The 12027-nt window shown below is 72.3% G+C and carries 12 protein-coding genes; 3 read left to right on the top strand and 9 right to left on the bottom strand.

Annotated elements, in window-relative coordinates; all coding sequences use genetic code 11:
- Positions 1 to 255: 255 nt before the first annotated feature.
- Positions 256 to 534, top strand: a complete 279-nt coding sequence (locus tag AB0436_RS10375) for a chaplin (RefSeq protein ID WP_366467322.1) — start codon at positions 256 to 258, stop codon at positions 532 to 534.
- Positions 535 to 622: 88 nt separating this feature from the next.
- On the opposite strand, the gene AB0436_RS10370 is transcribed toward AB0436_RS10375, so the two are convergent.
- Together AB0436_RS10370 and AB0436_RS10365 are read right to left on the bottom strand one after the other, a co-directional pair.
- Positions 623 to 1483: a tyrosinase family protein gene (locus tag AB0436_RS10370; protein WP_366467320.1), complete on the bottom strand. Its 861-nt coding sequence runs from the start codon at positions 1481 to 1483 to the stop codon at positions 623 to 625.
- A gap of 18 nt (positions 1484 to 1501) precedes the next feature.
- Positions 1502 to 1834, bottom strand: a complete 333-nt coding sequence (locus AB0436_RS10365) for a tyrosinase cofactor (protein WP_366467498.1) — start codon at positions 1832 to 1834, stop codon at positions 1502 to 1504.
- Between the two features lie 359 nt (positions 1835 to 2193).
- On the opposite strand from AB0436_RS10365, the gene AB0436_RS10360 reads away from it, so the two are divergent.
- The gene (locus AB0436_RS10360) at positions 2194 to 3492 is read left to right on the top strand and encodes a cytochrome P450 (RefSeq protein ID WP_366467319.1); all 1299 of its coding nucleotides are present in this window, start codon (positions 2194 to 2196) and stop codon (positions 3490 to 3492) included.
- Here AB0436_RS10360 and AB0436_RS10355 read toward each other — a convergent pair.
- The 5 genes from AB0436_RS10355 to AB0436_RS10335 all read right to left on the bottom strand — a co-directional run bounded on the left by AB0436_RS10355 (position 3486) and on the right by AB0436_RS10335 (position 8543).
- A complete protein-coding gene (locus tag AB0436_RS10355) occupies positions 3486 to 3977 on the bottom strand; it encodes a DUF5949 family protein (RefSeq protein ID WP_366467318.1) in 492 nt (163 codons plus the stop codon). The two genes, AB0436_RS10360 and AB0436_RS10355, sit on opposite strands and share 7 nt — an antisense overlap.
- A gap of 67 nt (positions 3978 to 4044) precedes the next feature.
- Positions 4045 to 5238 (bottom strand): LCP family protein, encoded by a 1194-nt coding sequence (locus AB0436_RS10350; RefSeq protein WP_366467317.1) that lies wholly within the window; start codon positions 5236 to 5238, stop codon positions 4045 to 4047.
- A gap of 1 nt (position 5239) precedes the next feature.
- A complete protein-coding gene (locus AB0436_RS10345) occupies positions 5240 to 5827 on the bottom strand; it encodes a hypothetical protein (RefSeq protein WP_366467316.1) in 588 nt (195 codons plus the stop codon).
- A 54-nt stretch (positions 5828 to 5881) separates the two neighbouring features.
- A complete protein-coding gene (locus AB0436_RS10340) occupies positions 5882 to 7144 on the bottom strand; it encodes an NAD(P)-binding domain-containing protein (RefSeq protein WP_366467315.1) in 1263 nt (420 codons plus the stop codon).
- A gap of 64 nt (positions 7145 to 7208) precedes the next feature.
- Positions 7209 to 8543 carry an ATP-grasp domain-containing protein gene (locus tag AB0436_RS10335; protein WP_366467314.1) on the bottom strand — a complete coding sequence of 445 codons (1335 nt, stop codon included), beginning with the start codon at positions 8541 to 8543 and terminating at the stop codon, positions 7209 to 7211.
- 151 nt (positions 8544 to 8694) lie between these two features.
- Between AB0436_RS10335 and AB0436_RS10330 the strand changes: the two genes are divergently transcribed.
- Positions 8695 to 10011 carry a glycosyl hydrolase gene (locus AB0436_RS10330; RefSeq protein ID WP_366467312.1) on the top strand — a complete coding sequence of 439 codons (1317 nt, stop codon included), beginning with the start codon at positions 8695 to 8697 and terminating at the stop codon, positions 10009 to 10011.
- Between the two features lie 68 nt (positions 10012 to 10079).
- Here the strand turns inward: AB0436_RS10330 and AB0436_RS10325 are convergent, their stop codons facing one another.
- Positions 10080 to 11237 (bottom strand): GNAT family N-acetyltransferase, encoded by a 1158-nt coding sequence (locus AB0436_RS10325; RefSeq protein WP_366467311.1) that lies wholly within the window; start codon positions 11235 to 11237, stop codon positions 10080 to 10082.
- A complete protein-coding gene (locus AB0436_RS10320; RefSeq protein ID WP_366467310.1) occupies positions 11237 to 12022 on the bottom strand; it encodes a lipopolysaccharide biosynthesis protein in 786 nt (261 codons plus the stop codon). Before AB0436_RS10320 ends, AB0436_RS10325 begins: the two co-directional genes overlap by 1 nt.
- Positions 12023 to 12027: the final 5 nt, after the last annotated feature.

Below are 12027 nucleotides of genomic sequence, written 5' to 3'. Positions count from 1 at the left end.
AACTGGCTCAAGAGTGCACGAAGGATCTCCGTCAGTCAAATGACCTGAGCGTGGTCGGCTCAACTTTTATCCTCGCCTTATGCGCAGCCCCGTCGCGGGCCGCCGACGACGCCCGGTTGGCCGACCCGATTTGATCGCCACCGTTACCGAGGATGCGCTACGGCGTTGAACCGGGTGTCGAGGCCGCGAGGCTCTGCGGCTGACCCCGATGTTCCACAGTTCCAAGGCCCCATCCAAGGCTCCAAGGAGAACGTAATGTCGCGTATCGCGAAGGCCGCTGCCGTACTCGCAGGCACCGGCGCAGTGCTGGCCGGCTCGGCCGGCCTGGCCATGGCCGACGCCGGCGCCGCCGGTACCGCCGCCGGCTCCCCCGGCGTGGTGTCGGGCAACCTCGTCCAGGTCCCGGTGCACATCCCGGTCAACGTCTGCGGTAACACCGTGAACGTCATCGGCGCGCTGAACCCGGCGTTCGGCAACACCTGCGTCAACGCCGACAGCCACCAGGACAGCGACGACGGTGGCTACGGCGGCTGAGTGCCTCACCGGGCGCTGCCCGAAGCGGGCTCCCGTCCCATGTCCCTGCGGCCATCCCCTCCGGGGGGTGGCCGCAGGCGTGTAACGACTACGCGTACCGGTAGATCCCCTCGTGGCTCAGCAGGCTCGACGGCCGGACGTCCCACGGCGGCATCGGCTCGTCGAGGCTGTAGATCCGCCCGTACTGCGGGTCCCGGGCCGACAGCTCGTGCTTCGGCAGGAAGCCCGCGTGCGGGTGCGCCTGCTGCCAGCGGTCCCAGACCAGGTCCACGAACGAGTGGTGCAACCAGAAGACCGGATCGTTGGGGGAGGTGGCCGAGTTCATCAGTCCGCCGACCCAGCGGTGCACCAGGTTGTGGTTGCGCCATTGCGGGCCGCCGCCGACCGACCAGCCTTCAAAGGTGTTACGGAATCCCTTGGCCACCGTGGAGTCCCAGGGCGACGCGTCGTAGACCGGCTGCTCGATCGCGCGCGCCAGAGCGGCCTTGGACGGCAGCGACACCGGATCGGCGGGGCGCCCGAAGTTCCGGGTGAGGAACCGGCGGTTCGTCACGCCGACCCGGACCTCCCAGTTCCCCTGCCGGTACGCGAACGGACCGGTCATCACCTGCTGGTCGCCCCGGCGGCCGTTCCCGCCCAGGAAGTCGTCGGCCCAGAGCGATGCGGCCGGCGACCTGTCCACCGTCCAGTCCCAGTACGGGACGGTCACGCCCGGGGCGACGGCCTGCAGCGCACGCTCGAATTCCAGGACGAAGCGGCGGTGCCAGGGGAAGAAGGTCGGCGCCATATGGGCGACCCGTTGCCCCAGGGACCCGTCGGGCACGTAGTACTTGCCGTGCGTCCGGACGAAGTCGTCGTACTGACCCGAGCGTTTGAGCGCGAGGACGGCTCCGACGAACCGCTTCTTCTCTGCGGAGGTCAGGTGCTTCTGGTTCTTGCGGGTGTACACGGCTGGGCGTCTCCCCCGTCAGAGCTGCTGCATGGATGCCGGCGAGAGCTGGGCCCCGCCGAGTTCGTCGACGGCGCCGCGCGCGGCCGCGAGCGGCGTCGGGTACGACCGGTAGTGGTCCACCATGCTGAGGTAGCTGCCGTCGGCGCGCCGCATCACGTGCAGCGGTCTGCCGTCGACCGAGATCTCGGTGTACTCGGCGGTGCTGCCGCCGTGGATGCGCCGTCCCCGGTACATCTCGTCGAAGGTGTTCCGCAGCCGCTGCGCGGGGGCCTGTACGCCGTCCTCGTCCGCTGTCACGACGGGAGTGAGCGCCGCCGCGGTGCCCCCCGCGACCCCCACCCCGAACATCGCCCGCAGCACATTGCGCCGGGTCGGCAGCGACCGCCACCTCGACCCCGCCCTGTTCCGCGTGGCTGCTGTCATGCCCGGCTCCCTCCGATGTCGGCCCGCTGACCGGCGCGCGCCGTCGTGAGTGGTGCACGAGCCGCCACGCCTCGTCGGGGACAACGAGGACGTCGCGAAACAGTTCTTCGGACAAGAGCCATCTGCCGACCACGGGGCCGTACGGGCGAAGATGCGCGCCCACCCGCAGTAATTTCGCTCCGGCGTCGGGAACGCGGGGCGGCCGGCCCGGCCGATGCGCCACGATGACCGCCGAAGCCGCCGGATTCACCGGTGCGATCGGATGCAAGGGAGGTTGCCGGCCCATGACGGTCCCGGCGCAGTCCGCGGTGGAGAGCCTCCAGCCACCGGAGGTGAATCCGGCCGACCCGTCGTTCTGGCAACTGCCGCACTCCGCCCGGCTGGCCGCCTTCGCCGCGCTCAGACGGCTCGACCGTCCCGCATACTTCGTGGAGCGGCCCGCCACCCGGCGCCGGCCCGAGCGGGGCTTCTACGCGCTGGTGAAACACGCCGACGTGGTGCAGGCGAGCCGGCTGCCGCAGGTGTTCGCCAGCGCTCCCGGCGTGACCACGCCGGAGCCGGCCCGCTGGGTGCGGTTCCTGTTCGGTGACTCCATGGTCAATCTGGACGCCCCGGACCACACCCGGCTGCGCCGGGTGGTCTCCCGGGCCTTCTCCCCGCGGCTGCTGGCTCATGCGGAGGAGGACATCCGCCGGGTCGCCGCGCGCATCGTGGACGACATGCTGGAGCAGCGGCCGGACGACTTCGTGGCGTCGGTGGCCTCCCGGATGCCGTTCGAGGTGATCTGCAACCTGATGGGCATCCCGGAGCGTTACCGCCCGGAGATCGCCGGGCGGGTCGACCACGCCGCGCAGAACGCGGGCGTGGACCGCCCGCTGCGCGCCCGGCTGCGGGTGCCGGGCCGGGGGCTGCGGGCGCTGGCCCGGATGCATCTGATGATGGCCACGCTGGCCCGCGAACGCCGCAGCCGGCCCGCCGACGACCTGATCTCCGCCCTAGTCCGCGCCGACGTCGACGGCCAGGCGCTCGATGCCCGCCGGCTCGGTGCCTTCTTCTCGCTGCTGATGGTCGCCGGGGTGGAGACCACTCGTAACGCCATCACGCACGCGCTGACCCTGTTGACCGATCACCCGGAGCAACGGGCTTTGCTGGCCGCGGACTTCGACCGGTACGCCGACGGCGCGGTGGAGGAGGTGGTGCGGCACTCGACGCCGATCATCCAGTTCCGCAGGACGGTGCGGGCGGAACACGCGCTGGGTGGCCACACCTTCCGCCCCGGGGACAAGGTGGTCCTCTACTACACGTCCGCCAACCGCGACGAGACGGTCTTCACCGACCCGGACGTCTTCGACATCACCCGCAGCCCCAATCCGCACCTGGGATACGGCGGCGGGGGCCCGCACTTCTGCCTCGGTGCGCACCTGGCGCGCCAGGAGATCAAGGCGCTCTTCCGCGAACTGCTGAGCCGGCCCCGGGCGTTGCGTGCGGTGGGGCCGCCCGAGCCGGCGTACTCGAACTTCGACAACCGGGTGCTCGCCCTGCCGTTCACCTTCGACCCGCCGGCCTCCCGACCGGGTCACTGACGCAGTCGGCCGACCGGCAGCAGGCAGTGCGCCGAGGTGGCGAGCAGGTCGTCGTCGACGAACGCGGTGAGCATCTCCTCGGAGACCGGCCTGCCGGGCACCGCCTGCGGCCACGGCCGGCTCGCGAACATGAAGTGCACCGTGGACTGCTCGGCGGCGGCCTGGAGCCACTCCGGCGGGACGGTGCACTGGGCGTTCAGATAGGGCATGGTGAGCACCGCCTGACCCCCCTCGACCAGCAGCCGGACCGGGAAGCCGGGCCGGCTGCCGTCCACCACCTGGCCGTCCACCGGGATGTCCAGTTCGGCGAAGAGGGTGCGGACGGCAGCCGTGCCGGCCGCGGGCCCGTCCGTCCCGTCACCGAGCGAGTAGGCCAGCAGATACGGGTTCTGGTGCGTCTCGGGCTCGCCCGCCCAGGCGAGCACCGAGAGCGTGCCCAACTGCCCGCGCTGGACGCCGCTTGTGCTGGTTTCGGATGCGGTCATGGCTCGGCACCCTAGCTGCGGGCGGGCGGGCACCGGAGCTGCGTTCACCTGGATGGCCCAATCAGGATCACGGGCAAGCGAGTTCGGAGCCCTTGACGGGTACGAACTCGTTCCGCCGGGCGACGGTCCGGTGCCCCGCGGGCATCGCCGCCGTCGCGGTGGTCAGCGACTGATCCGCGCGCACCGCCCGGAAGACGGCGGCGGACTTGGCCGCGTCCCAGGCGACGGTCGAGCCGACGCCCTTGACCGTGACGAATCCCTTGACCGGGACGGTGGAGAATTCCAGCGAGTCCAGGCCGATGTTCCGCAGGTCGCGGGCGAGCAGCACCATGTCCTTCACGGTGAAGGCCCGCTCCGTCGGCACCGCCGTCGTCTCGGGCAGCAGCACCGAGGCCAGGATGGCCATCCGGGCCGGGCTGCGCAGCGTTCCGTCGTCGGCGATCTCCTTGACGAAGGAGACGACGAACTTCTGCTGCCGCTGGATGCGGCCGAAATCCGCCTGGTTGTCCACATGGCGCGAGCGGGCGTACTGCAGTGCCCTGCCGCCGCTGAGGCGCGTCGTGCCCGCCGGGAGGTCGAGCCCGGTCGCCGAGTCCTTGAGCGGTCGGTCGGTGCAGACGTCGAGGCCGCCAAGTCCGTCCACGGCCTTCATGAAGCGGGCGAAGTCGACGGGCAGGAACCGGTCGATGTGCAGGCCCGTCATCTGCTCGACGGTCCGCATCGTGAGCGCCGCACCCCCCTCCGCGTACGCCGCGTTGAGCTTCGCCGTTCGGCTCCGGTGGGCCTTGCCCTTCTTGTCGGTGTACGCCGGGATCCTGGTCAGCGAGTCGCGCGGCAGGCTGACGACGCTCACCCGCCGGCGGTTCTCCGCGACGTGGACCAGCATCATGGTGTCCGTACAGTGACAGGCCGCGCCGCCCAGGTGGAATGCGGCCTTCTGCTGCGCGGTGACGCCGTCCCGCGCGTCGAGGCCGACCAGCAGCACGTTCATGCCGCGCGCCGCCGCGGGGCCGCTGTTGCCGGACACCGAGGCCGCGGCGCCCGGCGGGGCTCCGCCGTGGCCCGCGGTCGGGGCCGGACTCGACACGGTGTGCACGGCCTCGAACACCGCCAGGGCCACCACCGCGGTCAGCGCGGTGGCGGCCAGCTGCCGGCCGGAGACCCTGACGCCGCGAACGGTCCACCGTTTCGAGGACGTCGGCGAAGCAGGCGGCGATGACGAGGGCGGCGGTGACGACGGCGACCCGAAGAAGTCAGACATGTCACATTCCCCAGACCAGCGTGCGGCTGCGGTAGTTCGCGGCGGTGCGGTAGTGCAGCGAGACCGGCCGAGCCGTTCCGGGGATCTCGAACACCAGCCAACCCCGGGCCGTGTCACCCGCGGCCAGCGCCTTCAGCGCCAGCGGGGGTCCGGTGGTCAGTTCCCCGCTGTGCACCGGCAGGTGACGGACCCCGGCGCTGTCGACGGCCCAGAAGGATCCGGGGGTGGCGCCGTAGGTGGTTCCGCCCACATTGACGGCCTCCACCTCGATGCCCACCCGGCGCGGCCCGGTCACCGGTCCGGCCACGGCCGGGACCGCGACCGCGGGGTCGACGACCGCGTCCGCGGTAATCCTCAGGTGCCCGGCCGACCCGGCACCGTACAGATCGGCCGTGTCCCCCAGCCGCAACGCGCCGTCCGCAGCCGCGTGCTGGGCGCCGGGTCCCGGCCTGCCCTTCGCGTTGACCGCCGGAGAGCCGGACGGCTGCGCACGGTCGGCGTGCGCTGCGTTGCCGACGGCATGGGTGCTCTGGCAGGCCGTGAGGCCGAGCAGCAGCATCGAAAGCACGATGAATTTCAGACGGTTCATGTCCTCTGTCCTCTGTCCTGTGTCCTCCGTGGAAGCCGCATGGCGTTTCCGCCCCTACCGCGACAGTGCTTCGGGCGTCCTCGTCTGCTCCGCCGGGACGGGCCCGGCCGAGGTCAGCCGACGGCGTACGCCGCGCACCAGGCGTCCCGCGGTGAAGGTGGCCCCGTACACAAAGCGCATGGACGGGCCGAACGACGGAGCGGTGAGCAGCCCCGCGAAGAACAGCCCGGGATACGAGGACTCGAATCCGGCGCTCAGTTCCGGCGAACTGCTCGGGCCGACGGTGAGGAGGGAACGGCGCAGCTGCTCGTCGAGCATCGCCAGCCGTCCCAGGCCCGGCCGGAAACCGGTGGCGGCGATCACGTGGTCGGCCTCGACCGTGCGGACCGTCCCCGAGTCGGTACGGCCGTTGGCGGTGCGGAGGGTGAGGCGCACGCCGGCTCCGGTGTCGATGGCGCTCAGCAGCTCCTGCGCCGACTCCACCGGTACCTGCCGCTCGAACCGGTCCCGCAGCCACCAGGCACCGGCGGGGCCCAGCGCGGTGGCCGCGATGCGTACGCGGGTGTTGCCCGGGAGGTGCCGCACCAGGCCCGGCGCCTCCGACCAGACCCAGCTGGGCCAGCCGGTACCGAGACCGCTGTGCGGGTCGCGGCAGGCACGCAGCAGGCTCCGGCGCAGCGGCTGCGGCGGGGAGTTCCAGTTGAGGTGCGAGCGGCGGGCGATCAGTCGGGGGTACGCGCCCTGTTCGGCGAGCAGCGCGGCGGTCTCCAGCGCGGCTTGGCCGGCGCCCACCACCGCGACCTGCTGCCCGCTGAAACGGCTCAGGTCCCGGTGGCTGCTGCTGTGGCTGCACCGATCGGCGGTCAGCCCCCGCAGTGCGGCGGGCAGATGGATGAACGGCAGCACCCCCACGGCGACCGCCACCGTGCGGGTGCGGAAGTGCTCACCCTCGGCGGTCTCCACCCGGAATCCGGCCGGCTCGGGGACCACCCGGGTGACGGTGAGGTCCTCGACCGGCGGCGCGGCCCGCTCGGCGAACCACAGGCCGTACTCGGTGAAGGTGCCGATGGCGAGCGGATTCCCGTGGCTGGGGCGCAGTTCGCGGGCCGCGCAGTAGGCGTCGAGGGTGTGCAGGCCCGCCGCATCGGACAGGTTGGACGACCAGGGTTCCGACTTGAGGAACATGCCGTGCGGCATATGGTCGCGCCAGGCTGCCATCGGTCTGCCGAGCACCCGGGTGGTGAGTCCGGCCGTGGCGGCGTGCGAGGCGATGGAGAGTCCGTAGGGGCCCGCGCCGACAACTGTCAGGTCGTACATGGTTCGGTCCTCGCTCTTTCTGTCGGGCTGTGTCTGACCGCGGTGTGTCTGACCGGGGTGTGTCTCATCGGGACAGCGGTGCTCTGTCCGGGCGCGGGGCGGAACTCCCTTCGGACGGGGGTACGGACGGCAGACGGACCGCCGCTTCGGCCACGCGTACCGGCCGAACGCGCAGCCGGCCGGCCGCCCGGCGCAGGCCCTTGCCGCACCACACCCCCGCCATGGTCAGAAAGGGCGCCAGGTCGTCCTGGGCGAACCAGGCGTACTCGGTCCGCTCACGTCCACCCGCGTCCGCCGCGCCCCCCTGGGCGCGACCGGAGCCGAACGGCCACGGTCGGCCGCCGGAGACCAGCAGGGAGAGCACGGCGTGGTTCTCGGCGACAAAGCGACGTCCCGGTCCGCCGCTCGGAAGCGGCACCGGACGGCCCGTCAGGTCGAGGTACTGGGCGCGTACGACGTCGAACCCCGCACGGTCGGTGAAGAGGCGGAACTGCGCACCGGGGCGGGGATTGAAGTCGAGCAGGTGGAACGCTCCGGACGCCTGGTCCCTGCGGAAGTCGAGGTCGAGAATGCCGCGGTAGCCGACGTGCGCCGCCAGCCGCAGTGCGGCCTGCTCCACCTGCGGGTTGGGTTCCCAGCGGCCCATCGCGGTCAGACCGGTGCGGACCGGCCAGGAGAGCATCTTGCGGCCGGTTCCGCCCATCAGGCATCGGTCCTGATCGGTGAAGTAGCCGTGGAAGAACCAGTCGTTCCGCGGTCCGTACGGCAGGCAGCGCTGGAGCAGCAGCGGGCTGCCCGCCTCCGCCGACCGCTCGTACAGCCGCTCCGCCTCGGCCGCGGTGCGCACCCGGGTGGTACTGCGCAGCCCGCTGCCGCTGGGCAGCAGCCAGGGCCTGCTCCACTTCGCCACCATCGGCAGTCCCAGCTTGCCGGCTGCCGCGGCGGCCTCGGCGGCGCTGCCGGGGATCAGCGTGGCGGGGTGCGGGATGCCGATACGTTGGCAGAGACCGGCCAGTTCCGCCTTGTCGGCCACGCGTTCCGGCAGATCGAGCGGTTGCTGCGGCAGCAGGTACCGGCCGGCCAGGCGCGGGGCGATGGCCGCGACGTGGATGGCGCTGATGTCGTCCATCGGGATCAGCACGGCCGGCCGGCCGATCCGTTCGGAGATCTGCAGCAGGGTCCGGTGGAAGAGGTCCGGTGTGATGCGGCCCTGCGGCCGGATGTGGGCCCGGTGCAGATAGCGCGACCTGGTCACCGGGGAGTCTGCCGATTCGATGACGGCATGGACCTCCACCCCGGCCCGGCCCAGCGACCTGACGGCTCCGAGGGTGCCGTGGTGCAGCGGGTTCCGGTCGAGCCGGAGAAGCAGGGCCGGCGGCCCGGCGTCGAGCGGTGGCATTTACGTCACGTCTTTCACGTGTAGGGAGCTGACTGGGTGTCACCTGGTCGCGAATGGCCTACCGCGGAATGCCCAGACAGCCCGTTGATAGGACTGTTTCGGTACTGGCTGATGAATCCATCGAATCGGTCGCCTTCAGGAGGAGGAGCTCATGCCTCATCGACGCCGGCTGACAGGTGCCTGCATCGCGGCCATGTCCGCCGGTCTGCTAGCGGCCGGAGCGGGCATCGCCTATCCGACCGCGTCGGTCCCCGCGCCCGCTGCGGCTGCCCCGGCCACGGCCGCCGCCCGGGCTCCGAACCCGGCCGTGACCGTGCTCACGTCCCCGCCCGCATCCCCGGCCGCGCCCCCGGCCGCTCCTCCGGCCGCTCCTCCGCCCGCTTCCCGGGCCGCCTCCCGGGCCGCCGAGCCCGCGGTGGGCGCTTTCCTGGACTCCGGTGCGCTGGGCGTGCGGCGGATCGGCGGGCTTTCCCGCTGGCTGGGCGGTGCGCATCTGCGCGTCGGTCACACCTACCTGCCGGGCGACACCTGGGCCGGTATCGAGGGCCGGGTCGGCTTTCTGAAGAGCTGGGCCCGCTGGCGGCGCGCCGAGGCCGACCGGATGTTCGTACTCAACGTGCCCATGCAGCAGCACAACGAGGACCGGGTCTCCGACGACCAGGTCCGCGGGCTGCTGAAGCAGGGCGCGCGCGGCGACTTCGACGGCCACTACCGCAGGCTGGCCAAGCGGCTGGTCGGGCTCGGCCTGCCCGACACGGTGATCGTGCTGGGCTGGGAGATGAACGGCACCACGTACACCCATCGCTGCGGCCCGGATCCGCAGGCCTGGAAGACGTACTGGAACCGCATCGTCACCGCGATGCGCTCGGTGCCCGGGCAGAAGTTCAGATTCGACTTCGCGCCCAACCGCGGGCCCGACGCCATCCCCTGGACCCGGTGCTACCCGGGGGACGACACCGTCGACGTCATCGGCATGGACTCCTACGACCAGCCGCCCGGACACACCTTCGACGAGCAGGTGAAGGGGGCGTACGGGCTCCAGGCACAGGTCGATTTCGCGGCCGCGCACAAGAAGCAGATCTCCTACCCCGAGTGGGGGCTCTTCAAGAACGGTGACGACACCGACTACATGCGGCGGATGCTCGCCTGGTTCGACCAGCACAAGCCGCTCTACCAGACCATCACCGACTACTGCCCGCACGGCGTGTGGCAGTGCGGCACCAACCCGCACGCCGCGAAGATCTTCCGCACGAAGATCGCCGCGGAGACCGGCGGGGACCCGGCGGCACAGTCGAACGAGCCGCCGCCGGGGACCGGCACCGGGCCCCGGCCGGACCCCGATCCGTCCCCCACCGGCGAGTGGTGCCTGCCGATCGACCTGGGCGGCGGCCGGCCGACCAAGGTCTGCGCCCATGTCCCGGTGTGGTATCGCGACGGGCGGCTGAGCACCACCGGCTGGGACTTCTGACCGGCCGGGACACACCGGTGCACCGGCCGCCGGCGGCGGAGCGGCGGCCCGTGGCGGCGGGTGGCCGGTCACCATCGGCTGCCCGCCCGCCAGTCGTTGAGCCGCTGCCGCCACTCCGGTACCGCCGGCAGGAGGGTGCGGAGCGATGCGGAGGCCCGGGCGCGGGCCCCCAGCTGCGCCGCGTAGAGGCTGAGGACCGGCCCGAGCGCGGCGGGCGCGAGCAGCAACCGCTGGTTGATGACGGTGGCCGGGCGCCAGTGGCTCTTGTACGGCTCGGTGCCGCGCAGCAGGCTGATGACGCTCCGGCCGGACTCCGCGGCGTGCCGGGCGTCGCGGCGCAGCAGCATGGTCGTGACGTCGACCTTTCTGCTGCGCAGCTGCGGGTCGGCTCCGTACAGATAGCCGCCGGTGAGCCGCGCGGACTGCAGGGTCACATTGGCCGCCACCACGGCGCCGTCCAGCCGGTACTCGGTCAGCGCCGCGTCGCCGTCCCTGACCATACGCTGGGTGGCCCGGGTCAGATGCTCGGCGAAGCGCGGCCTGAGATGTTCCGGGGTGACCCCGCGTCCGCGCCACTGCAGTTCGTGCAGGCGCAGCAACTCTTCGATGGAGTACGGCACTTCGTGGGCGGCCACGGCCCGCTCCTCGATGTTCAGCGCGTCCAGCTTGCGCAGCTTGGCGCGCACCCGCTGGGCCCGGGAGGACGCGAGCCGCTTCACCAGCGCGTCGATCGGCTCGGCGGGCAGCTCCAGACAGACCGAGTCGTCGAGTCTGCGCCGCACCCCCGGCCAGACGTCGAACAGCGCCTCGGCGGCTGCTCCCGGGCGTACCTCGCGCAGATCCACCACCGCGTGCCGGGCGGCCCGGTGGAGCCCCTTGGCCAGCGCGGCGAGCGTGTCGGCCCGGTCGGTGTCGTCCACCAGGATGTCGGAGAAGTCGGAGATCCCGCCGCCCAGCGGCACCAGCAGGGGCAGCGGGCGGTGCACGAGCATCAGCGGTGCGGCGCCGACCAGTCGGCCGCCGCGCCGCACCAGGATCACCCGGAGCCGGGCGGCGGTGCCGTACGAGAGCCACCAGGAGTGCAGCCAGGAGTGGCTCTGGAACGGGGTGGCCGTGGCACAGCCGCGGTGCAGCGCGGCCCACTCCGTATCCAGCTCCGCGAACTGCCTGCCGTTCCGGCAGAGCGTCACGGTGCAGCCCCGCGGGGGCCTGGTGGCTCCCGTCATCAGACGCGTTCCTTCGCCTTGACCGCGGCCTTGCCCGCCGCCTTGCCCGCGGCCTTGCCGGGCGACGCCGGTTCGCCGGGCGACGCGGCTCCGCCGGACAGTGCGGCCTCACCGGACAGTGCGGGCTCCGCAGGACCGGCGGGTGCGGGCACCGACGCACCGGGGGCCCACCGCTCGCGCTCGGGCCGTCGCACCAGGAGCAGCAGAGCGCCGAGCAGGCCGCCCCCGCAGCCGCCGACGGCGATGCCGATCGGGAGCGAGGGGGACATCCGCGAGGAGGGGGCGACGGCCTGCGAGAACAGCACCAGCCGGACCCCGGTGTTCTTGGCCGCGGCGTTGCCGGTGACGGTGAGGGCGTCGGCGACCGCGTTGGCGATGTCGGCGGACTTGCGGGCGGTGGTCGCGGTGCCGGTGATGCCGATCATCGGGGACTCCGGCGAGGTCTCCGTCTGCACGTGCCTGCCCAGCGTCCGCGCCGGGACGCCCGCGTCGTCCTGGGCGTGGGCCAGGGTGGCGGTGCTGGTGGAGATACGGCCGTACGCCTGGGCGAAGCCGAGCGCGGTGGCCGGGTCGGAGCCGGCGGCGGGCACCGCGACGACATAGGTGGTGGCGGCGTACTGCGGCGATGCGAGCAGCCCATAGGCGGTGCCGCCCAGCAGACCGACGAGGGTGCACGCGAGCAACGGCCACCAGGGCAGCACCGGGGAGAGCCACTTCCGGGCGGCGCCCCTGCCCCGGCCGGTGGGGCGCTCTTCCTGGGATGAATCGGACGGCGAATCGGACATGGCGG

Origin of the sequence: Streptomyces sp. NPDC051322 (assembly GCF_040689485.1) — a bacterium.
Classification (GTDB): domain Bacteria; phylum Actinomycetota; class Actinomycetes; order Streptomycetales; family Streptomycetaceae; genus Streptomyces.
Note: the sequence above shows the minus strand (reverse complement) of the source record. Positions and strands in the feature narration are given on the sequence as shown.

Excerpts from the sequence above, each read along its gene's own strand:
- AB0436_RS10335 (WP_366467314.1), bottom strand. The coding sequence starts at position 8,543 with ATGCCACCGCTCGACGCCGGGCCGCCGGCCCTGCTTCTCCGGCTCGAC.
- AB0436_RS10375 (WP_366467322.1), top strand. The coding sequence starts at position 256 with ATGTCGCGTATCGCGAAGGCCGCTGCCGTACTCGCAGGCACCGGCGCA.
- AB0436_RS10360 (WP_366467319.1), top strand. The coding sequence starts at position 2,194 with ATGACGGTCCCGGCGCAGTCCGCGGTGGAGAGCCTCCAGCCACCGGAG.
- AB0436_RS10365 (WP_366467498.1), bottom strand. The coding sequence starts at position 1,834 with ATGTTCGGGGTGGGGGTCGCGGGGGGCACCGCGGCGGCGCTCACTCCC.
- AB0436_RS10350 (WP_366467317.1), bottom strand. The coding sequence starts at position 5,238 with ATGTCTGACTTCTTCGGGTCGCCGTCGTCACCGCCGCCCTCGTCATCG.
- AB0436_RS10320 (WP_366467310.1), bottom strand. The coding sequence starts at position 12,022 with ATGTCCGATTCGCCGTCCGATTCATCCCAGGAAGAGCGCCCCACCGGC.
- AB0436_RS10345 (WP_366467316.1), bottom strand. The coding sequence starts at position 5,827 with ATGAACCGTCTGAAATTCATCGTGCTTTCGATGCTGCTGCTCGGCCTC.
- AB0436_RS10355 (WP_366467318.1), bottom strand. The coding sequence starts at position 3,977 with ATGACCGCATCCGAAACCAGCACAAGCGGCGTCCAGCGCGGGCAGTTG.
- AB0436_RS10325 (WP_366467311.1), bottom strand. The coding sequence starts at position 11,237 with ATGACGGGAGCCACCAGGCCCCCGCGGGGCTGCACCGTGACGCTCTGC.
- AB0436_RS10340 (WP_366467315.1), bottom strand. The coding sequence starts at position 7,144 with ATGTACGACCTGACAGTTGTCGGCGCGGGCCCCTACGGACTCTCCATC.
- AB0436_RS10330 (WP_366467312.1), top strand. The coding sequence starts at position 8,695 with ATGCCTCATCGACGCCGGCTGACAGGTGCCTGCATCGCGGCCATGTCC.